The 20,714-nt window shown below is 67.5% G+C and carries 18 protein-coding genes; 7 read left to right on the forward strand and 11 right to left on the reverse strand.

Translation table 11 applies throughout. The features are described from left to right. The first annotated feature begins 2 nt into the window (after positions 1-2). Genes glgB through glgX form a run of 5 tightly spaced genes read left to right on the forward strand, consistent with a single transcriptional unit; the run spans position 3 to position 8,383 of the window. Entirely contained in the window at positions 3-2,156 is a 2,154-nt protein-coding gene (gene glgB, locus J0A91_RS08220; RefSeq protein ID WP_069204501.1) for a 1,4-alpha-glucan branching protein GlgB, read from the forward strand. Between the two features lie 16 nt (positions 2,157-2,172). Continuing rightward, on the forward strand, positions 2,173-3,435 hold the full coding sequence (gene glgC, locus J0A91_RS08225; RefSeq protein ID WP_083224569.1) for a glucose-1-phosphate adenylyltransferase: 1,263 nt from the start codon (positions 2,173-2,175) through the stop codon (positions 3,433-3,435). A gap of 3 nt (positions 3,436-3,438) precedes the next feature. Beyond that, entirely contained in the window at positions 3,439-4,890 is a 1,452-nt protein-coding gene (gene glgA, locus J0A91_RS08230; RefSeq protein ID WP_069204503.1) for a glycogen synthase GlgA, read from the forward strand. Further along, on the forward strand, positions 4,887-6,515 hold the full coding sequence (locus tag J0A91_RS08235) for an alpha-D-glucose phosphate-specific phosphoglucomutase (RefSeq protein ID WP_069204504.1): 1,629 nt from the start codon (positions 4,887-4,889) through the stop codon (positions 6,513-6,515). The genes glgA and J0A91_RS08235 overlap by 4 nt, the downstream gene beginning before the upstream one ends. Beyond that, positions 6,515-8,383, forward strand: a complete 1,869-nt coding sequence (glgX, locus tag J0A91_RS08240) for a glycogen debranching protein GlgX (RefSeq protein WP_069204505.1) — start codon at positions 6,515-6,517, stop codon at positions 8,381-8,383. The genes J0A91_RS08235 and glgX overlap by 1 nt, the downstream gene beginning before the upstream one ends. 18 nt (positions 8,384-8,401) lie before the next feature. Here glgX and J0A91_RS08245 read toward each other — a convergent pair whose 3' ends face one another. The 3 genes from J0A91_RS08245 to J0A91_RS08255 all read right to left on the reverse strand — a co-directional run bounded on the left by J0A91_RS08245 (position 8,402) and on the right by J0A91_RS08255 (position 10,740). After that, positions 8,402-9,124 carry a hypothetical protein gene (locus J0A91_RS08245; protein WP_069204506.1) on the reverse strand — a complete coding sequence of 241 codons (723 nt, stop codon included), beginning with the start codon at positions 9,122-9,124 and terminating at the stop codon, positions 8,402-8,404. A gap of 100 nt (positions 9,125-9,224) precedes the next feature. After that, the gene (locus J0A91_RS08250; RefSeq protein ID WP_069207157.1) at positions 9,225-9,734 is read right to left on the reverse strand and encodes an OsmC family protein; all 510 of its coding nucleotides are present in this window, start codon (positions 9,732-9,734) and stop codon (positions 9,225-9,227) included. 127 nt (positions 9,735-9,861) lie between these two features. After that, positions 9,862-10,740, reverse strand: coding sequence for a helix-turn-helix domain-containing protein (locus tag J0A91_RS08255; protein WP_069207158.1), 879 nt, complete (start codon positions 10,738-10,740; stop codon positions 9,862-9,864). 107 nt (positions 10,741-10,847) lie between these two features. On the opposite strand from J0A91_RS08255, the gene pobA reads away from it, so the two are divergent. Beyond that, complete coding sequence (gene pobA, locus J0A91_RS08260; protein WP_069204507.1) at positions 10,848-12,017, forward strand: 4-hydroxybenzoate 3-monooxygenase; 1,170 nt, start codon at positions 10,848-10,850, stop codon at positions 12,015-12,017. 132 nt (positions 12,018-12,149) lie between these two features. Here pobA and J0A91_RS08265 read toward each other — a convergent pair whose 3' ends face one another. The 8 genes from J0A91_RS08265 to J0A91_RS08300 form a co-directional block, all read right to left on the reverse strand. After that, positions 12,150-13,097 (reverse strand): aldo/keto reductase, encoded by a 948-nt coding sequence (locus tag J0A91_RS08265; RefSeq protein ID WP_083224570.1) that lies wholly within the window; start codon positions 13,095-13,097, stop codon positions 12,150-12,152. 70 nt (positions 13,098-13,167) lie between these two features. After that, the gene (locus J0A91_RS08270) at positions 13,168-14,106 is read right to left on the reverse strand and encodes a Gfo/Idh/MocA family oxidoreductase (protein ID WP_069204509.1); all 939 of its coding nucleotides are present in this window, start codon (positions 14,104-14,106) and stop codon (positions 13,168-13,170) included. Positions 14,107-14,180: 74 nt separating this feature from the next. Continuing rightward, complete coding sequence (locus tag J0A91_RS08275; protein ID WP_069204510.1) at positions 14,181-15,020, reverse strand: class III extradiol dioxygenase subunit beta; 840 nt, start codon at positions 15,018-15,020, stop codon at positions 14,181-14,183. Between the two features lies 1 nt (position 15,021). Continuing rightward, on the reverse strand, positions 15,022-15,432 hold the full coding sequence (ligA, locus tag J0A91_RS08280) for a protocatechuate 4,5-dioxygenase subunit alpha (protein ID WP_069204511.1): 411 nt from the start codon (positions 15,430-15,432) through the stop codon (positions 15,022-15,024). Further along, positions 15,429-16,331, reverse strand: a complete 903-nt coding sequence (locus tag J0A91_RS08285; protein WP_069204512.1) for an amidohydrolase family protein — start codon at positions 16,329-16,331, stop codon at positions 15,429-15,431. Before J0A91_RS08285 ends, ligA begins: the two co-directional genes overlap by 4 nt. A gap of 274 nt (positions 16,332-16,605) precedes the next feature. After that, a complete protein-coding gene (locus J0A91_RS08290; RefSeq protein WP_069204513.1) occupies positions 16,606-17,622 on the reverse strand; it encodes an amidohydrolase family protein in 1,017 nt (338 codons plus the stop codon). After that, positions 17,619-18,479 (reverse strand): NAD(P)-dependent oxidoreductase, encoded by an 861-nt coding sequence (locus tag J0A91_RS08295; RefSeq protein WP_069204514.1) that lies wholly within the window; start codon positions 18,477-18,479, stop codon positions 17,619-17,621. Before J0A91_RS08295 ends, J0A91_RS08290 begins: the two co-directional genes overlap by 4 nt. 112 nt (positions 18,480-18,591) lie before the next feature. After that, on the reverse strand, positions 18,592-19,767 hold the full coding sequence (locus tag J0A91_RS08300; protein WP_069204515.1) for a LysR family transcriptional regulator: 1,176 nt from the start codon (positions 19,765-19,767) through the stop codon (positions 18,592-18,594). 93 nt (positions 19,768-19,860) lie between these two features. On the opposite strand from J0A91_RS08300, the gene ligK reads away from it, so the two are divergent. After that, positions 19,861-20,532 carry a 4-carboxy-4-hydroxy-2-oxoadipate aldolase/oxaloacetate decarboxylase gene (ligK, locus tag J0A91_RS08305; RefSeq protein WP_069204516.1) on the forward strand — a complete coding sequence of 224 codons (672 nt, stop codon included), beginning with the start codon at positions 19,861-19,863 and terminating at the stop codon, positions 20,530-20,532. Positions 20,533-20,714: the final 182 nt, after the last annotated feature.

The raw sequence follows: 20,714 nt of genomic DNA on the forward strand, positions 1-20,714 counted from the left end.
CGGTGAAACCCGGCGAAGCGGAAGCGATCGTCGCGGGTACGCATGGTGACCCGTTCGCGGTGCTCGGTGTGCACCGCGACGGCAAGACCATCGTCGCACGCTGCTACATCCCCGGCGCGGAGAGCGTCGAGGCCTTCACGCTCGACGGCGAGTCGCTCGGCGCGCTCGCGTCCGCCGGCCCTGACGGGCTGTTCGCGGGCAAGGTCGCGCTCACGGCGCCGCAGCCGCTGCGCTATCACGCGCGCAATGCCGGCGGCGACTGGTGGGTCGATGATCCTTATGCCTATGGCCCGGTGCTCGGCCCGATGGACGATTATTACATCGCCGAGGGCACGCATCTGCGGCTGTTCGACAAGCTCGGCGCGCATCCGCTCCACCACGAGGGCAGCGACGGCATCCACTTCGCGGTGTGGGCGCCCAACGCCAGCCGCGTGTCGGTGGTCGGCGCTTTCAACCAGTGGGACGGTCGGCGGCACGTCATGCGCCACCGCCGCGACACCGGCATCTGGGAAATCTTCGTCCCCGGCATCGGCACCGGCGAGACCTACAAGTTCGAGATCCTCGCCGCCGACGGCACGCCACTGCCGCTCAAGGCCGATCCGTTCGCCTTCCACGCCGAACTCCGCCCCGCCACCGCGTCGATCACCACCGCGCCGCTCGCGCACGAATGGGGCGATGCCGACCACCGCGCCTTCTGGTCGAAGGCCGACGCGCGCCGCCAGCCGATCTCGATCTACGAGGTTCACGCCGGATCGTGGCGGCGCGACTGGCACGGCAATTTCCTGAGCTGGGACGAACTCGGCGCGCAGATCATCCCCTATGTCGCCGATATGGGCTTCACCCATATCGAGCTGATGCCGATCACCGAGCATCCCTATGATCCGAGTTGGGGCTATCAGACCACCGGCATGTTCGCGCCGACCTCGCGCTTCGGAGACGGCGAGGGGTTCGCGCGCTTCGTCGACGGCTGCCACCGCGCCGGCATCGGCGTGATCCTGGACTGGGTGCCGGCGCATTTCCCGACCGACGCGTTCGGCCTCGAACATTTCGACGGCACCGCGCTGTACGAACATGCCGATCCGCGTCAGGGCTTCCACCCCGACTGGAACACCGCGATCTACAATTTCGGGCGCAGCGAAGTGTCGGCGTTCCTCGTCAACAGCGCGCTCTACTGGACCGAGAAATTCCACCTCGACGGGCTGCGCGTCGATGCGGTCGCCTCGATGCTGTACCTCGATTATTCGCGCAAAAGCGGCGAATGGGTGCCCAACGAACAGGGCGGGCGCGAGAATTGGGCGGCGGTCGAGTTCCTCCAGCGCATGAACATCGCGGTGTACGGCGCGCACCCCGGCATGATGACGATCGCCGAGGAATCGACCTCGTGGCCCGGCGTCAGCAAGCCGGTCCATGCCGGCGGCCTCGGCTTCGGCTTCAAATGGAACATGGGCTTCATGCACGATACGCTCGCCTATCTGGCGCGCGATCCCTTGTACCGGCACTGGCACCATGACGAGATCCTGTTCGGCCTCGTCTATGCCTTCTCCGAGAATTTCGTGCTGCCCTTGAGCCACGACGAAGTCGTCCACGGCAAGGGCACGCTGCTCACCAAGATGGCGGGCGATGACTGGCAGCAATTCGCGACGCTGCGCGCCTATTACGGCTTCATGTGGGGCTATCCCGGCAAGAAGCTGCTGTTCATGGGGCAGGAATTCGCCCAGCGCCGCGAATGGAGCGAGAGCCGCCAGCTCGATTGGGATCTGCTCGAAGCGCCCGCGCATGACGGCGTGCGCAGCCTCGTGCGCGATCTCAACCACCTCTATCGCGACACGCCGGCGCTCCACGCGCGCGACTGCGAGGGCGAGGGGTTCGCGTGGGTCGTCGCCGACGATCGCGCCAATTCGGTGTTCGCCTGGGTCCGCCGCGCGCCCGGCGAAGCCCCGGTCGTCGTCGTCACCAACTTCACCCCGCAACGGCTCACCGGCTACCGGCTGACCCTGCCGGCGGGCGGGCGGTGGCGCGAGATCCTCAACACCGATGCCCACATCTACGGCGGCAGCGGGGCTGGCAATCTTGGCGGAGTCGAAGCGGCGGAGGATGGCGCGGCGATCATCACCGTCCCGCCGCTCGGCACGCTGATGTTCGAACATACCATCTAACGGGAGAGAAGCAGTCATGGTCGATCGGAGAGGCGCACCGCTCGCACGCGACGCAATGGCCTATGTGCTGGCCGGTGGTCGCGGCAGCCGGTTATGGGAATTGACCGACGTGCGCGCCAAGCCCGCCGTTTATTTCGGCGGCAAGGCGCGGATCATCGATTTCGCGCTGTCGAACGCGCTCAACTCGGGCATCCGCCGGATCGGCGTGGCGACCCAGTACAAGGCGCATTCGCTGATCCGCCACCTCCAGCGCGGCTGGAACTTCTTCCGGCCCGAGCGCAACGAGAGTTTCGACATCCTCCCCGCCAGCCAGCGGATGGAGGAATATGGCTGGTATTCGGGCACCGCCGACGCGGTGTACCAGAATCTCGACGTGATCGAGAGCTACGCGCCCGAGTTCATGGTCATCCTCGCGGGCGATCACGTCTACAAGATGGACTATGAATTGATGCTGCAACAGCACGTCGATTCGGGTGCGGACGTGACGGTCGGTTGCCTCGAAGTGCCGCGCATGGACGCGACCGCGTTCGGCGTGATGCACGTCGACGAGGCCGATCGCATCATCGCGTTCTTCGAAAAGCCCGCCGACCCGCCCGGCATCCCCGCCCAGCCCGAACTCGCGCTCGCCTCGATGGGCATCTACGTGTTCCGCACCAGCTTCCTTGCCGATCTGCTGCGCCGCGATGCCGCCAATCCGGAGTCGAAACATGATTTCGGCGGCGACATCATCCCCTATGTCGTCGAACACGGCAACGCGGTGGCGCATCGGTTCGCGGCGAGCTGCGTGCGTTCCAAGCTGGAGCAGAAGGCGTATTGGCGCGATGTCGGCACGATCGATGCCTATTGGGAGGCCAACATCGACCTTACCGACGTCATCCCGGAACTCGACATCTACGATCGCGCCTGGCCTTTGTGGACCTATTCCGAGATCACCCCGCCGGCCAAGTTCGTCCATGATTTCGAAGGGCGGCGCGGTAGCGCGATCTCGTCGCTGGTCGCTGGCGGCTGCATCATCTCGGGGTCGGCGCTGCACAAAAGTCTGATTTTCACCGGCGTGCGCGCGCACAGCTATTCGTCGATCACCGAAGCGGTGGTGATGCCCTATTGCGAGATCGGGCGCGGTGCGCAGTTGTGCAAGGTGGTGGTCGATTCGCACGTCAAGATCCCGGCCGGGCTGATCGTCGGCGAAGACCCGGTCGCGGATGCGCAGCGCTTCCACCGTACCGAACAGGGCGTGGTGCTCATCACCCAGCCGATGATCGATCGACTGGCCGTCTGACGCATGGTGGACATTCTCGCGGTCGCTTCCGAAATGCACCCGCTGGTCAAGACCGGCGGACTGGCCGACGTGGTCGGCGCGCTTCCGGCGGCGCTCGCGCCCTACGGCGTGCGCGTCACCACGATCCTGCCGGGCTATCCCGCCGTGCTCGCGGCGCTGCCGACCACGCGCACGGTGGCGCGCTATGCCGATCTGTTCGGCGCCCCGGCGCGCGTGCTGCGCGCGACGCTCGGCGAAACCCGGCTGCTCGTGCTCGATGCGCCGCTGCATTTCCAGCGCGACGGCAGCCTCTACGGCGATCCGAGCGGACGCGAATGGTCGGATAACTGGCAGCGTTTCGCGGCGCTGTCGTCGGTCGCGGCCGATGTCGCGGGCGGCGCGATCAAGGGCTATGCGCCCGATATCGTCCACGCGCATGACTGGCAGGCGGCGCTGACGCTCGCCTATGTGCGCCACGGCCGCCGCCCCGATCTGCCGACGGTGGCGACGATCCACAACCTCGCCTTTCAGGGCCGGTTCGACGCCGATATCTTCCCCGCGCTCGGCCTGCCGTGGAGCGCCTTCGCCACCGAAGGCGTCGAATATTATGGCGGGGTCGGCTATCTCAAGGCCGGGCTGTATTATGCGGACGCGATCACCACGGTCAGCCCCGCCTATGCCGACGAGATCCTCACGCCGACGCACGGCATGGGTCTCGACGGATTGCTCGCCGCGCGGCGCGGGCGGCTGCACGGCATCCTCAACGGCATCGACACCGTCGAATGGGACTCGGCGACCGACCGCCATGTCCCCGTCCATTACGGCCCGCGCGGCCTTGCCGAACGCCGCCGCAACCGCCGCGCGGTCGAGAAGCGCTTCGGCATCGCGCCCGGTGATGGCCCGCTGTTCGCGGTGGTGAGCCGGCTGACATGGCAGAAGGGCATGGATATCCTCGCCGACGAGATCGACGATCTGGTCGCGATGGGCGGGCGGCTCGCGGTGCTCGGCTCGGGCGACCGCGGCATCGAGGGCGCGATGCTCGATGCCGCCGCGCGTCACCGTGGCAAGGTCGGCGTGCTCACCGGCTATGACGAAAGCCTGTCGCATCTCGTCCAGGCCGGCGCCGACGCGCTCCTCATTCCCTCGCGGTTCGAACCGTGCGGGCTGACCCAACTCTATGCGCTGCGCTACGGCTGTATCCCGGTCGTCGCGCATACCGGCGGGCTCGGCGATACCGTGATCGACGCGAATCAGGCCGCGCTCGCCGCCGGGGTCGCGACTGGCGTGGTGCATGATCCCGGCACGCGCGAGGCGCTCCACTCGGGCATCCACCGCACGATCGCGCTGTACCGCGAGCGCGAGACATGGGCGACGATGCAGCGCGCCGGCATGCGCGCCGATTTCTCTTGGCGACAGAGCGCGGCGCGCTATGCGGCTCTGTACCATTCGCTCCTCCAAGAACGGACGCCAGCATGATCGAGACCGTGCCGACGACGGCCTATCAGGACCAGAAGCCCGGCACCTCGGGGCTGCGCAAGAAGGTCCGGCACTTCCAGCAGCCGAACTATATCGAGAATTTCGTCCAGGCGATCTTCGACAGCCTCGACGGCTTCGAAGGCCAGACGCTCGTGCTCGGCGGCGACGGGCGCTACCACAACCGCGAGGTGATCCAGGTCGTGCTACGCATGGCGGCGGCGAACGGCTTCGGCCGCGTGCTGGTCGGGCAGGGCGGCATCCTCTCCACCCCGGCGGCAAGCAACGTCATCCGCAAATACCAGGCGTTCGGCGGCATCATCCTCTCGGCCAGCCACAATCCCGGCGGGCCGGACGAGGATTTCGGGATCAAGTACAATATCGGCAACGGCGGCCCCGCGCCCGAAAGCGTCACGGACGCGATCTACGCGCGCACCCAGGCGATCGACGCCTACAAGACCGTCACCGCGCCCGATATCGACATCGATACGATCGGCGAGAGCTTCATCGAAGGCATGTCGGTTCAGGTGATCGATTCGGTCGCCGATTACGCCGCGCTGATGGAAACCCTGTTCGATTTCGGCGCGATCCGCGACCTGATCGGTTCGGGGTTCCGCGTCGTGTTCGATGCGATGAGCGCGGTCACCGGCCCCTATGCGCTCGAAATCATCGGGCGGCGTCTGGGCGCAGGTGAGGCGGCGGTGTTCAACGGCGTGCCCTTGCCCGATTTCGGCGGGCACCATCCCGATCCCAATCTCGTGCACGCCAAGGATCTCTACGACACGCTGATGGCCCCCGACGCGCCCGATTTCGGTGCGGCTTCGGATGGCGATGGCGACCGCAATCTCATCGTCGGCAAGCACATCTTCATCACGCCGTCGGACTCGCTGGCGATGCTCGCCGCCAACGCGCATCTCGCACCCGGCTATGCCGCCGGTCTGAAGGGCATCGCTCGCTCGATGCCGACCAGCGGCGCGGCCGACCGCGTCGCGGAGAAGCTCGGCATCCCGCTCTACGAGACCCCGACCGGCTGGAAATTCTTCGGCAATTTGCTCGACGCCGGCATGGCGACGATCTGCGGCGAGGAGAGCGCCGGCACCGGCTCGGATCACGTCCGCGAGAAGGACGGGCTGTGGGCGGTGCTGCTGTGGCTCAACATCCTTGCCGTCCGCCGCGAAAGCGTCGCCGCGATCGCCGAAGCGCATTGGGCGACCTATGGCCGCAATTACTACGCGCGCCACGATTACGAAGGCATCGACACCGCCGCCGCCGACGCACTGATGGCCGAACTGCGCGGCAAACTCGCGTCTCTGCCGGGCAGCGCGGTTGCCGGCCTCACCATCGCGAGCGCTGACGATTTCGCCTATACCGATCCGGTCGACGGCTCGGTCAGCGCCAAGCAGGGCATTCGCATCGGCTTCGAAGGCGGCTCGCGCGTGGTGTTCCGCCTGTCGGGCACCGGCACCTCGGGCGCGACGCTGCGCGTCTATCTCGAACGCTACGAACCCGCCGACGGCGATCTCGCGCAGGACACTCCGCAAGCGCTCGCGCCGCTGATTACCGCCGCCGAAGCCATTGCCGGCATCGCCCGCCACAGCGGTCGCAGCGAACCCGACGTCGTCACCTGATGGAACCGCCTTTCCCGCCCGGTGCCTGCGCCGTTGAAGACGGCACGCATTTCACGATCTGGTCCGAACATGCCGAGACCATCGATGTCGTGCTGTTCGACGCCGACGATAGCGAGATCGCGCGGCAGCGGCTCGAGGCCGGGCAGGGCGGCTGGCACCATATTTTCCTCGAATCGATCGAGCCCGGCGCGCGCTACGGCTTCCGCGCGAACGGGCGTTATGATCCGTCGGCGGGCCATTGGTACGATCCCGCCAAGCTGCTGGTCGATCCCTATGCGCTCGCGATCGACCGGCCGTTCGTGCAAGATCCGCGGCTCGGCCAGCGCGGGTACGATACCGTCGCGCTCGTTCCCAAGGCGATCGTCACCGCGCTGCCCGAGCCGGCGTTCCCCGAGCCGCCGCGCTTCACGCCGGGCGGATTGATCTACGAAATCGGCGTCCGCCCGTTCACGATGCTCCATCCCGACGTGCCCGAGGCGCAGCGCGGCACCATCGCCGCGCTCGGCCACCCGGCGGTGATCGCGCACCTCCAGAAGATCGGCGTCACCGCGGTCGAACTGATGCCGATCTCGGCCTGGATCGACGAACGGCACCTGCCGCCGCTGTGGCTGCGCAATGGCTGGGGCTATAACAGCGTGCCGTTCATGGCGCTCGATCCGCGCATCGCGCCGGGCGGCATCGGCGAGTTGCAGGACGCGGTCGCGAAGCTCCACGCCGCCGGGATCGGCGTGATCCTCGACATGGTGTTCAACCATAGCGGCGAAAGCGACGCGATGGGCGGCACGCTGTCGCTGCGCGGCATCGACGGCGCCGGCTATTTCCGCATGGCCGACGGGATGCTCGTCAACGATACCGGCTGCGGCAATACGCTCGCGTGCGAGCGCGCGCCGATGCAGCGGCTGATCCTCGGTACGTTGCGCCATTTCGTGGTGAATGCGGGCGTCGATGGCTTTCGCTTCGATCTCGCGCCGATCCTCGCGCGCGGCCCCGACGGTTTCGATCCAAACGCGCCCTTGCTCGCCGCCATCGCCGCCGATCCGGTCCTCGCCGACCGCGTGATGATCGCCGAGCCGTGGGATCTCGGCCCGGGCGGCTACCAGCTCGGCAATTTCCCGGCGGGCTGGCTCGAATGGAACGACCGCTACCGCGACGACGTGCGCCGCTTCTGGCGTGGCGACGAGCACCGGCTCGGCGATTTCGTCACGCGCATCGCCGGATCGTCCGACGTGTTCACGGGCGCCGCCACGCGCTCGGTCAGCTTCGTCGCCGCGCACGACGGCTTCACGCTCGCCGATCTCGTCGCCTATGCCGCCAAGCACAACGAAGCCAATGGCGAGGCCAATCGCGACGGCCACGAGCCCAATTTCTCCTGGAACATGGGCGTTGAGGGGCCGAGCGACGACCCCGCGATCCGCGACGCGCGCCGCCGCGACGTGAAGGCATTGCTGGCCACGATCTTCGCCACGCGCGGCACGATCATGCTCACCGCCGGCGACGAGTTCGGCCGCACCCAGCGCGGCAACAACAACGCTTATTGCCAGGACAATGCGATCACCTGGCTCGACTGGGCGAACCGCGACACCGATCTGGAGGATTTCACCGCTGCGCTCGCGGGGCTGCGCGCGCGCAGCCCGCATCTGTCCGGTCCCGCCATGCTCACCGGCGGCGACGTCGCGTGGCTGCGCCCAGACGGCGAACCCTTCAAGGACGAAGACTGGAACATACCGGATGCCGGCGCGGTGGCGATGAAGCTCACCGGCGTCAGCGTGCTGTTCAACCGCACCGAGGCGGAGGTCATCTTCGCCGATCCGGCGAAGACGGTGCCCGCGCGCAGCGTCGCTTTCGTACTCGACGACGAACCGGCGTAACCCGCGCCGCGCCGACGATCAGGCGCGTGCGATCCAGTTGGCCAGCGCGATCACCGGCGCGCTATACCCGCCGATCATCACGATCAGGATGAAGGCCGTCTGCACGCCCGCCCCCCACCAATAGGCCGAATGAATCGAGCCGCGCGCGCGAACGTCATACACCATCCCCGCGACGATATAGAGCATCAAGGCGACATAGACCGCCACCGGCGCCCACGCGCCGAGCAACGGCATCGGCAGGATACGCCCCAGCGCAGGCGAGATCACCACCGCCATCGCGCACAGCATCAGCCGCTTGTGCCAGTCGGGCCGGTTGCGCAGCCGGATCGCCACCGCGACGAGCGCACCGAACACGATCACGCCCACGGCATCGAGCAGCAGGAACACCCCCGGCGTGAAGAAGAACGGCACCGCGCCGCGACGAAGGCACATCACCGTCACGACCAGCCCGAGCACCACCATCAGCGCCGCCAGCACCCCGCCGACCGCGCCGAGCCGCCGGTGGATCGCGACCGATCCGTTCGCGATCAGGCCGTTCTGGAGCAGATAGAACCCGACCCAGCTCACGAACACCATCGCGTGCACATGGATCTGCAGCGGCAATGTGGTCGGCGGCTCGGTCATTCGCGCATAACTCAGCGAAAATCCCGCCACGACCGTAACCGCGAAGGCGATCGCCATCGCGAAAAAGAACCTGCGTTCGGCCGAAACCGGATCACGCGCAGACGCAATCGACGCCATGAAGTCCCCCCACAACCGCCCCTACGATTCACGAAGGCAATACCATATATCGCCTCGCCGGCGAAGGATTGGCGATTTTCGACATGGCCGGTACGTGCGGTCAGTGCTCCGTGAAGTCGAACGACCCGCGGCCGACCGAAATCAGCGCTTCCATATCGACCATATGCGTCACTGCCGGCTCGCACGGCGGCGTCTCCACGCTCGCTTGCGTCTCGACCCGCGCGCCGCCGGTCAGCGTGCGGTGGACCGGGCAGCGGTCGGCGATCTCGATCAGTCGCGCGCGCTGCTCCGCGTCGAGATCGCCGTCGATCGCGATTCGGCGCGTGAACAGATCGGGCGGCGTCGTGCCGGTCTCGCGACGATGGCCGACCTGCGTGCGGATCGTACCCACCGTCCAGCCCTTCTGCGCCGCGTACAGCCGCAGCGTCATCGTCGTACAGGCGGCGAGCGCCGAGCACAGCAGCTCATAAGGATTGGGACCGCTGCCGAGCCCACCCGCCGCGACCGGCTCATCGGCGAGGATCGTCGTCCCGCCCGTGTCGATTCGGATCTGGAAACGGCTGGCGCCCGTCTCTTCGGCGATGGCACCGCCGGGCAGCGGATCGGTCATGCGGTTGCTCCTGCTATGATGATGCGTCATGCCATTCGCCGCGCGCGGCGTCTTTCCGATTTTTTTCGGACGACGCATCGTCACCGCGTTCGCTATCCATTGGGCGCTCGGCGACCGGCGGTGATCGTCACCCACCGCGCGCCGCACGAAACCGGCGCGGGGATTGCCCGGCATGGCGCGTGAAGAAGCGCGAGAAATAGGCCGGGTCTTCGAACCCCACCGACCAGGCGATCTCGTTGACCGACATGTTGGTGTAGAGCAGCAGCCGCCGCGCCTCGAGCATCGTGCGCTCGTCGAGCATCGCGCTCGGCGACAGCCCGCCGACCCGCGCGCACGCCAGCCGGAGCGCGGTTTCGCTCACCCCCAGCGCGGCAGCCTGCGCGGTCACGCTCTCGCGCTCGCGGAACCGCGCCTCGATCCGCTCGCGCAGAAGCGCCACCACCAGCGCCTGCCGCCCCGGCGCATCGCCCTCCAGCCGTGCCACCTGCGCGCGGCGCAGCGCCCGCACCAGGATTGCAAGCACTTCCGCCTCGACCGCGCTGCGCTGCGCCGGTCCGATCCAGCCGAGTTCGCGCAGCATCTGGCTGACCGACCGCTCGATCGCGCCACGATCCTCTCCGTCGAGCGCGACCGCCTGCGCGTGCCCGAACAGCCTTCCGAGATCGCGGTCGCGCTCGGCGAGCTGGGTCACATAGCTGTCGGCGAGCGTGATGACCCAGCCGCGCGACTCGCTGTGCCACGCGAAGCCGTGGATCACCCCCGCCGGGATCAGCAGCAGCGCCGGCGCCTCGAACGCGCACGCCACGCCTTCGGCGTGCATCGTCCCGCCGCCTTCGCCGATCAGGATGGCATGGTTGAGATCGCGGTGGAGATGCGGCTGAATCGTCCATTCGCTCGGCCGCGAGCGGTCATCGAGGCTTTCGACATGGACGAACCCTTCGCGCACGGCACGCTGCGGCTCGCCATAGAGATAGAAGCTCGGGACGGCGCTGGCGGGCGCGCGCATGGCGGTATGTCCTCCGGTTGGATCGTCCAGATATCCGGTCGCAGCGGCCATGTCCAACCACCGCCGCCACGGGCATCCTCGCCGCAAATCAAAACAGGAGAGCGTGCGTGAAGACACAGGTGGCGATCGTGGGTGCCGGGCCGGCGGGGCTGTTGCTCGGGCATCTGCTCCGCGCCGAAGGGCTCGAGGTGGTCGTCGTCGAACGGTCTTCCGCCGATTATGTGCTCGGCCGAATCCGCGCCGGCGTGCTCGAAACGACACTCACCGATCTGCTTGACCGGCTCGGCCTCGGCGCGCGGATGCACGCGGAAGGGCTGCCGCACGACGGCTTCAACCTCGCCGATGGCGAACGGCTGATCCGAATCGATGTCGGTGCGCTCACCGGCCGGCAGGTGATGGTCTATGGCCAGACCGAGGTGACTCGCGACCTGATGGACGCCGCCGACGCGCGCGGGCTGGAGGTGATCTACGAGGCCAGCGACGTCGCGCTCCACGACATCGAGAGCGACGCGCCGTACCTGACCTATGAGAAGGACGGCGCGCAGCACCGCATCGACGCGCGCTTCATCTGCGGCTGCGACGGCTATCACGGCCCCTCGCGCAAGGCGATGCCGGCCTCGGTCGCGCAAAGCTTCGAGAAGGTCTATCCGTTCGGCTGGCTCGGCATCCTCGCCGATGTGCCGCCGTGCAATCACGAACTGATCTACGCCAACCACGCCAACGGCTTCGCGCTCGCTTCGATGCGCTCGGCGACGCGCAGCCGCTATTACATCCAGGTGCCGCTCGACGAGAAGCTCGAGGACTGGCCCGACGACCGGCTGTGGGACGAACTCGCCGTCCGGCTCGGCCCCGACGCCGCCGCGCACATGACGCGCGGCCCCGCGCTCGAAAAGTCGATCGCGCCGCTGCGCTCGTTCGTGTTCGAACCGATGCGCCACGGCAGCCTGTTCCTCGCCGGCGACAGCGCGCACATCGTTCCCCCGACCGGCGCAAAGGGGCTGAACCTCGCCGCTTCCGACGTGGCGTATCTTTCGGACGCGCTGATCCGCTGGTTCAAGGCGAACGACGGTGCCGGCATCGCCGGCTATTCCGACAAGGCGCTCGCCCGCGTCTGGAAGTCCGAGCGCTTCTCGTGGCAGCTCACCAACCTGATGCACCGCTTCCCCGGCCGCGACGCCTTCGACCGCCGCATGCAACTCGCCGACCTGGATTACATCGCCTCGTCGGTCGCGGCGCAGACCACGATCGCGGAGAATTACGTGGGGTTGCCGCTGTAGGGCAACCTTGCTCCCCTCCCTGGAAGGGAGGGGCTGGGGGTGGGTAGGTTTGGGGCGGGCGAAATGGTTCCTCGTGGGCCGACCCACCCCCAACCCCTCCCTTCCAGGGAGGGGAAGATCGGCTGACGCCGGCTACGCCAGCACTTCACCCGGCAGCAGTTCGGTCTCGATCATCGCCTGCATCGCCGCCGTGTAGCGCGGCCCCGCGATATCCTGAATCGCGAACATCGCATCGACTGCGGCCAGCGTCGCCGCCGGGATTGGCGTGGCGAGCGTGGCGAGATCCTCCTCCAGATGCGCGATGCTGCGCGTGCCCGGCAGCGCGATGACGTGGTCGCCGCGCGACAGCACCCAGGCGAGCGCGAGTTGCGCGGGTGTCGCGCCGGCATCCGCCGCCGCCGCATCGAACGCGGCGACCAGATCGAGGTTGTGCGCGAGCTGCGGCGCGATGAAGCGCGGCATGGTCGCGCGGATGTCGCCGGGCGTGTAGGCGTCATCGCGGATCGCGCCGGCCAGCATCCCGCGCGCGACCGGCGAGAAGGCGACGAAAGCGATGCCGAGCGCGCGGCACGTCTCCAGCACCGCGACTTCGGGATTGCGGACCATCGGCGAATATTCGCTCTGCACCGCCGTGACAGGATGCACCGCATGCGCGCGGCGGATCGTTTCGGCCGACATTTCCGACAGCCCGACCATGCCGATCTTGCCCGCCTCGATCGCGCGCACGAGCGCGCCGACCGAGTCCTCGATCGGCACCGCCTTGTCGAGCCGGTGGAGGTACATCAGGTCGATATGGTCGGTGCCGAGCCGCGCCAGCGATCGGTCGATCGACGCGGCGATCGCCGCCGGGCTGCCGTTGAGCGAGCGCTTGCCATCGATCATGTCGAGCACGCACTTGCTGGCGAGGGTGAACTCGGCCCGCCGGTGCATCACCGCGCGGCCGAGCAGCTTTTCGTTCTCGCCGCCGCCGTACAAAGCGGCGGTATCGAGCATCGTCACGCCGAGATCGAGCGCGCGGTTGAGCAGAGCGACCGCCTCCGCCTCAGGCGGCGTCACGTCATAGGCGTGGCTGAGATTCATGCACCCGAGGGCAATCGCCGATACTGGGCGATCCCCAAGCGTCCGGGTTTCCAAAGCCACGCCTGTCTCCTTACTTCAGTTGCTCTTCCAACGCGCCGAGCACGCGGTAGCACGGCAGCACCTGCGCGACCGACGAATTCGGCTCGCGTCCCTCGCGGATCGCGGCGATGAACTCGCGGTCCTGCAATTCGATGCCGTTCATCGACACATCGACCTTGGACACGTCGATCGGCTCTTCCTTGCCGTTCACCAGATCGTCGTAGCGCGCGATATAGGTCGCGGTGTCGCCGATGTAGCGGAAAAACGTGCCGAGCGGCCCGTCATTGTTGAACGACAGCGACAGCGTGCAGATCGCGCCGCTCTCGGCCTTCAACTGGATCGACATGTCCATCGCGATGCCGAGTTCGGGGTGGATCGGCCCTTCGATGGCGTTGGCCTTGACGATCGGCCCGGCCTGATAGGCGAACAGATCGACCGTGTGCGCGGCGTGATGCCATAGCAGATGGTCCGTCCAGCTCCGTGGCTGGCCCTTGGCGTTCATGTTCTTGCGGCGGAAGAAATAGGTCTGCACGTCCATCTGCTGGATAGCGAACTCGCCCGCGACGATGCGGTTGTGGACGAACTGATGGCTCGGGTTGAACCGCCGCGTATGCCCGACCATGCAGGTGAGCCCGGTTTCCTGCTGTTTGGCGAGCACCGCCTCGGCATCGGCAAGGCTGTCGGCGAGCGGGATCTCGACCTGGACGTGCTTGCCCGCCTCCATGCACGCGATCGCCTGGGCGGCGTGCATCTGCGTCGGCGTGCACAGGATCACCGCATCGACATCGTCACGCGCGAGCGCATCGGCGAGCTCGGTCGAGCTATGCTTGGCACCATATTTGGCGGCGACCGCTTCGGCCTGTTCGGCGGTACGGCTGATGATCGAGACGATCTCGACACCGTCGATCTGCTTGAGGCCGTCGAGATGCTTTTCACCAAAAGCGCCGGCGCCAGCGAGGGCGATTCTCATAGTATCTTCCTTCTTCCCCCTCCCTGGAAGGGAGGGGCTGGGGGTGGGTAGGTGTGGGGCTGGGCGAAGCGCTCTTACACCGGCTCCAGCACGATATGCCCGACCGCCGTATTGCTCGCCGGCACATGATAATGCCGGTGCAACACCCGCGTCGCCGGCCCAAGCGCACCGCGCATGATGAGCCACATCACCATCTCGATGCCCTCGCTGCCGGTCTCGCGCAGATATTCGATGTGCGGAATGTACCGCAGCCGGTCGCTGTCGCCGACCAGACCGTCGAGAAAGTCATTGTCCCACGCCGCGTTGATGAGTCCCGCGCGCGGCCCCTGCAACTGGTGGCTCATCCCGCCGGTGCCCCACACCTGCACGTTGAGATCCTCGTCGTAACTCGCCACCGCGCGCGCGATCGCCTCGCCCAGCGCCCAGCAGCGGTTGCCCGAGGGCGGCGGATACGTCACCACGTTCACCGCGAGCGGGATCACCTTGCACGGCCACGCCTCGGGCTTGCCGAACATCATCGACAGCGGCACGGTGAGGCCATGATCGACGTCCATCTCGTTGATGATGGTCATGTCGAATTCGTCGAGGATCAGGCTCTGCGCGATGTGCCAGGCGAGATCGGGATGCCCCTCGACCACCGGCACCTTGCGCGGCCCCCAGCCTTCATCGGCGGGTCGGTAGCTTTCCGCGCAGCCGATCGCGAAGGTCGGGATGATCTTCATGTCGAATGCCGAGGCATGGTCGTTATAGACCAGGATCACCACGTCGGGCTTCTGCTCGGCCTCCCAGTGTTTGGTCCATTCGTAGCCGGCGAAGGCGGGCGCCCAATAGGGTTCGGCGGTCTTGTCGAAATCGCTCGCCACGCCGAGCGCGGGGATGTGCGACGAGGCGACCCCGGCGGTGATCCGTGCCATGTCAGCGGCCCTCCTTGATCGAGCGTTGCCCTTCGGCCGAGCGGCCGCCGGCGATCATCATCGCCGCATACTCATCGAGGCTCATGCCGCTCATCGTCGAAACCGCCTGCAGGAAGCTGAGGCCATCGGTCGAGAACAGCTTGGCGAGGAAATAGATGTTGCCGCCGAGATCGAGCAGCCCGTTGTAGTCCCGGTCGAGCACCGCCTGCTTCTGCTCCTCGGTCATCGCCCAGCCGTCGAGATAGGCGCGCTCGTCGGCCTTCCAGCGCTCGCGATTCTCCGCCTTCATCAGGCTCATCGCGAACTGGTTGAGATGATAGCCGGCCCGCGCACGCTTGGCGGTGAACACGCGTGTGCCGGGAATATCGTCGAACTCGGCGAGATACGCGTGGATGTCGGTGACGCGGGTCATGCGATCTCCTCGGGCCAGTACAGCCGCATCGGATTGTCGACGAGCAGCTTGCGCTGAAGCTCCTCGGTCGGCGCGATGCGCGGGATCATGTCGACCAGCGTGCCGTCGTCAGGCATGTGGCCGACCATGTTGAGATTGGGATGCGGCCAGTCGGTGCCCCAGATCACGCGGTCGGGGAAGCTCTCTACCACCTTTCGCGCGAACGGCACGAAATCGTCATAGGTCGGCGGGCCGGACTTCGACAGACGCTCGGGGCAGGTGGTCTTGCACCAGATATTGTCGCCTTCCATGAACTTCAGGAAGCGCGCGAACTCCGGGCCGTCCGCGCTTTTGGTCACGTCGGGGCGGCCCATGTGATCGACCACGACGGTCGTCGGCAGCGACGTGAAGAAATCCCACTTCTCGGCGAGATCGGCCGCCTCGAAATAGATCACGATATGCCAGCCGAACTCGGCGATTCTGTCGATGATGCCGCGATAATAGGCATCGGGCTTGGGATCGACCAACCGCTTCACATAGTTGAACCGCACCCCGCGCACGCCCGCGTCATGCATCGCCGCGAGGTCATCGCGGCCGATATCCGCCGCCACATCGGCAACCCCGCGCGCGCGGCCGCCGGCGTGGACGAGCGCATCGACCATCGCGCGATTGTCCTTGCCGTGGCAGGTCGCCTGCACGACGACGTTGCGCGAAAAGCCGAGGAAATCGCGCAGTTCGTAGAGTGTCTCGCGCCCCGCGTCGCACGGCGTATATTTGCGCTCGGGCGCGAACGGGAACACGTCGCCGGGGCCGAACACATGGCAATGCGCATCTACGGAACCGGGCGGCGGCGTGAAGACCGGCTTTGTCGGCGCCGGATCGAAGCACAGCCAGTTGGCGTCCATCGTGAAGGCGGTCATCGGGTGACTCCTGCCGCCATTATCGTCACGCCCGCCACGTTCGTCATCCCAGCGGAAGCTGGGATCTCCGTGGGGCTGGCCGCGCGCAAGCCGCGAAAGACCCCAGCTTCCGCTGGGGTGACGATTATGGCGGTCGAGATGACGGACCTAGCCAGTGCGCGCACCCCCGCCTCCGTTCGTCCCGAGCGAAGTCGAGGGACATGCCGCAGGCGGTGGCGTGTGGGGCACGTGCCTCGACTGCGCTCGGCACGAACGGGGGAGGAGAGACAGCCCATCACAGCCCGCGCGCCTTCAGCATGGCGTCCAGCCGCGGAAACACCCGCCGCGCATTGCCCTCGTAGATCGCGTGGCGCTGGTCGTCCGAGATCGGCAGCGCATCGACATAGCGTTTGGTATCGTCGAAATACTGCCCCGTGGTCGGGTCGATCCCGCGCACCGCGCCGACCATCTCGCTGCCGAACAGGATGTTCTCGGTGTCGATCACCTCGGCGAGCAGGTTCACCCCCGGCTGGTGATACACACAGGTATCGAAATACACGTTGTTCATCAGATGCGTGTCGAGGCTCGGCTGCTTGAGCATGTCGGCGAGGCCACGATAGCGCCCCCAATGGTACGGCACTGCCCCGCCGCCATGCGGGATGATGAACCGCAAAGTCGGGAAATCGGCGAACAGATCGCCCTCGATCAATTGCATGAACGCGATCGTATCGGCGGCGATGTAATAGGCGCCGGTCGCGTGCAGCCCCGGATTGCAGCTTCCCGAGACGTGGATCATCGCCGGCACGTCGAGCTCGACCATTGTCTCGTAGAACGGATACCAGAAGCGGTCGGTCAGCGGCGGCGACGTGAAATGCCCGCCGCCCGGATCGGGGTTGAGGTTGCAGCCGATGAACCCCATGCCGACACAGCGTTCGAGTTCCGCGATCGACCCGGCCATATCGGCCTTGGGGTTCTGCGGCAGCATGCACACCGGCGCGAAGATGTCGGGATACAGATCGGCGCAGCGCTTGATGAGATCGTTGTTGGCGCGCGCCCACGCCGTCGCGACGCTCTCGTCGCCGACATGCGGCGCCATCGCCGAGGCGCGCGGGGAGAAGATCGTCATATCCGCGCCGCGCTCCCGCAGCAGGCGAAGCTGGTTGGTCTCCAGCGTCTCGCGGATCTCGTCATCGGAGATCACGGGGTAGGGGGGCGTGGCCTCGCCCGCCTTGAACGCCGCCTTCTGCGCCTCGCGCCAGTCGTTATGCGCGGCCGGCGCGGTGGTGTAATGGCCGTGGCAATCGATAATCATGCGGCGTCAGCCTTTCGGGTGAGCAGATCGAGTTTGGCGGCGAGGCCGTCGGGCGGGGTGGCACCGAGCGCGCCGATCGCACGCTGGCGGACGACCGTGCCGGTGGTCATCGCGGAGCCGGTGCCGAGCGAGTCGAGCGTTTTGACGACCTCCTCCATCTCGGCGGCGCGGCGAAGCCCGTGCGCGAGCATCCGGTCGAGATTGTAATCGGCGCGCTCGGCCCACGGTTTCGGTTTTTCGCTGGCGTCGAGCGAGGCGAGCACGTCGTCGAGCACCCCGGCCTGGCTCGCGGCGAGCACGCATTCGGCGGTGAGCGCCTCGAGTCCCTTGACCATCACCGACCGGATCATCTTGATCGACGACGCCCGCCCGACCGCACCGGGCACGACGCGCACGTTCCCGAAGCCGAGCGCGCGCAGCACCGCCGCGCCCGCCTCGGCGTGCGGGCCGGAGACGAGCAGCGGCACGCCGGTCCGCGCCGGCAGCACTGGCGACATCACCGCGACATCGACATAGCGGCCACCCCTGGCATGAATCGCGGCGGCGGCGGCGCGCTTGGTGTCGGGCGCGACGCTGTTCATGTCGAACCAGAGCGTGCCGGGCGCGATTTCGGCGCTCTCGGCCGCGCACAACGCCTGATCGGCGGTGACGAGCGACAACACCGCCTCGGCGCCATCAAACGCCTGCGCAGCGGTGTCGCAGCCGGTTACGCCCAGCGAGTTATATTGGTCACGTCTAGCAGCGGCGAGATCGGCGTGGTCGGTCTTGATGTCATATGCCCGCAGCGATGCCGACAGGCCGGGCGCGAACGCCATCGCCGCCTCGCCGAATCCGATCAGGGCTATCGTCCGCTCCATGACCCCGGCTTGCCGCGTGCGCTGCGAAGCGCCCAATCGGAATGCGCGCCCGGCTATTCGAAATCCTGACTTCAGAAGTATCGCATCATCATCGTGTGCTCCCGCGGACGGCCTATTGTTGCGCCACCCCAGCCAAAGCCTCCAGAAACCGCGCCTGCGCGCGCGTCGGCCGCCAATCGCGCCGTGTCGTCACGCCGATCACCCGCCCGCTCACCTCGGGTTCCGGGCCGATCGCGGCCAGCACGCCGCTCTCCACCTCAAGCGCGACCTGCTGCGGCGACAGCAAGGTCAGGAAATCGCTTTCGACCAGGATCCCCCGGATCACCATCACCGATCCGCACTGCACCGGCGCGCGCGGCAGCGGCCCATCGCCGAACATCCGCTCCCACAGCGCGCGCAGCGGCGCGCCGGCATGGCTCACCACCCAGGGAAAACCGGCGAGCTGCTCGGGCGTCGGCGCCGCCACCCCGGCGAGCGGATGGCCGGCGCGCCCGACGATCACCAGCCGGTCGGTCAGCAGCGGCATCTGCACCATGTCGGGCGGCCCCGGCTCGGGCCGCAGCGCGCCGATCATCAGGTCGATCGCGCCGTCGCGCAGCGCCTCGGCGAGTTCGCGCCACGATCCCTCGATGACATGGATCGCGACGTGCGGCGCCGCCGCCACCGTCTGCGCGATCGCGCGCGGCACCAGCATCGCGCGCGACAGCGGCATCGCGCCGATCACGACGCTGCCGCCCTCCTGATCGGTGATCTCGGCGATGCCGCCCGCGATCTCGGCGCGCGCCAGCCGGATGCCGCGCGCCAGCCGTAGCCCCGCCGGGCTGAGCGCGATGCCGCGTCCGCGCCGGTCGACCAGCGCGACCCCGCATACCTGCTCGAGATCGCGCACCGCGCGGTGGATCGCCGGCTGCGACAGCCCGGTCGCGGTCCCCGCGCCGACGAAGCTGCCGGCATCGGCGAGGCTCAGGAACGCGCGCATCTGTGTCGCGGTCATCAGCCATTCGGGGCTGGCGAAGCGCCGCCCGCCGCGCACCCCACCGGCCAGATGCGCGAATGCGGTGGCGACGCGTTCGGCCAGCGCGCGGCCCGCCTCGGTCGCGTCCATCCCGCCCGGCCGCCGCGCGAACAAGGCTACGCCGAGCTGCGCTTCCAGTTTGGCGATGCCCTGCGTCAGCGCCGGCTGCGACAGGCTGACCGCGTTCGCCGCCGCGCTCATGCTGCCCCGCTGCACGATCGCGCCGACCGCGCGCAGATGCCGCAGGTTGAGATCGAAGGGGTCGAGCGCCATGCCCACGAATAGAGAAAACTTATCGCCACTTTGCAATTCGGAATTGTGATCGCGCGGCGATGGTTCAGGGCGGACGATAAAGGAGACACGAACATGGCCAGGGTCGTCACCAACATCGAACGCGCCGATCCGTCGGTGATCGACGGCCTCGCGTCGGCGGGCGTCGCCACCGTCCACGAGGCGCAGGGCCGCATCGGCCTGCTCGCCAGCCACATGCGCCCGATCTACCCCGGCGCGCGCATCGCCGGCTCCGCCGTCACCATCTCGGCCCCGCCCGGCGACAATTGGATGGTCCACGTCGCGATCGAGCAATTGCGGGCTGGCGACATCCTCGTGCTCGCGCCCACGTCGCCTTGCGAAGATGGCTATTTCGGCGATCTCCTCGCCACCTCGGCGATGGCGCGCGGCTGTCGCGGCCTCGTCATCGATGCCGGCGTGCGCGACGTGCGCGACCTCACGCAGATGAACTTCCCGGTCTGGTCCAAAGCGGTGTTCGCGCAAGGCACCGTCAAGGCGGTGCTCGGCTCGGTCAACGTGCCGATCGTGTGCGCGAACGCCGCGATCGAAGCCGGCGACGTGATCGTCGCCGACGATGACGGCGTCTGCGTCGTCAAGCGCGCCGACGCGGCCGACGTGCTGAAAAAGGCGCAAGCCCGCGAAGCCGCCGAGGAAGCCAAGCGCCAGCGCCTCGCCGCCGGCGAACTCGGCCTCGACATTTACGACATGCGCGGCAAGCTCGAAGCGATGGGGCTGAAATATGAGTAAGACGCCAATCTCCCTCTCCCAGCGGGAGAGGAGTTTCGGGTCGTCCATGCCCCCGGCATGGACTGAACAGCGCGGGGCGCTGTTCACCCGAAACTGGGCCCGCCGCGTAAGCGGCGGGAAGGGTGAGGGCGGCACGTGTCTCGTCACCCTCACCCTTCCGGCGCTACGCGCCTCCCTCCCTC

The sequence above is a fragment of the Sphingomonas panacis genome (assembly GCF_001717955.1).
GTDB classification, from domain to species: domain Bacteria; phylum Pseudomonadota; class Alphaproteobacteria; order Sphingomonadales; family Sphingomonadaceae; genus Sphingomonas; species Sphingomonas panacis.

Coding starts and splice junctions, on each gene's coding strand:
- glgC (WP_083224569.1), top strand. CDS start 2,173: ATGGTCGATCGGAGAGGCGCACCGCTCGCACGCGACGCAATGGCCTAT.
- glgA (WP_069204503.1), top strand. CDS start 3,439: ATGGTGGACATTCTCGCGGTCGCTTCCGAAATGCACCCGCTGGTCAAG.
- J0A91_RS08235 (WP_069204504.1), top strand. CDS start 4,887: ATGATCGAGACCGTGCCGACGACGGCCTATCAGGACCAGAAGCCCGGC.
- glgX (WP_069204505.1), top strand. CDS start 6,515: ATGGAACCGCCTTTCCCGCCCGGTGCCTGCGCCGTTGAAGACGGCACG.
- J0A91_RS08245 (WP_069204506.1), bottom strand. CDS start 9,124: ATGGCGTCGATTGCGTCTGCGCGTGATCCGGTTTCGGCCGAACGCAGG.
- J0A91_RS08250 (WP_069207157.1), bottom strand. CDS start 9,734: ATGACCGATCCGCTGCCCGGCGGTGCCATCGCCGAAGAGACGGGCGCC.
- J0A91_RS08255 (WP_069207158.1), bottom strand. CDS start 10,740: ATGCGCGCGCCCGCCAGCGCCGTCCCGAGCTTCTATCTCTATGGCGAG.
- J0A91_RS08265 (WP_083224570.1), bottom strand. CDS start 13,097: ATGAATCTCAGCCACGCCTATGACGTGACGCCGCCTGAGGCGGAGGCG.
- J0A91_RS08270 (WP_069204509.1), bottom strand. CDS start 14,106: ATGAGAATCGCCCTCGCTGGCGCCGGCGCTTTTGGTGAAAAGCATCTC.
- J0A91_RS08275 (WP_069204510.1), bottom strand. CDS start 15,020: ATGGCACGGATCACCGCCGGGGTCGCCTCGTCGCACATCCCCGCGCTC.
- ligA (WP_069204511.1), bottom strand. CDS start 15,432: ATGACCCGCGTCACCGACATCCACGCGTATCTCGCCGAGTTCGACGAT.
- J0A91_RS08285 (WP_069204512.1), bottom strand. CDS start 16,331: ATGACCGCCTTCACGATGGACGCCAACTGGCTGTGCTTCGATCCGGCG.
- J0A91_RS08290 (WP_069204513.1), bottom strand. CDS start 17,622: ATGATTATCGATTGCCACGGCCATTACACCACCGCGCCGGCCGCGCAT.
- J0A91_RS08295 (WP_069204514.1), bottom strand. CDS start 18,479: ATGGAGCGGACGATAGCCCTGATCGGATTCGGCGAGGCGGCGATGGCG.
- J0A91_RS08300 (WP_069204515.1), bottom strand. CDS start 19,767: ATGGCGCTCGACCCCTTCGATCTCAACCTGCGGCATCTGCGCGCGGTC.
- ligK (WP_069204516.1), top strand. CDS start 19,861: ATGGCCAGGGTCGTCACCAACATCGAACGCGCCGATCCGTCGGTGATC.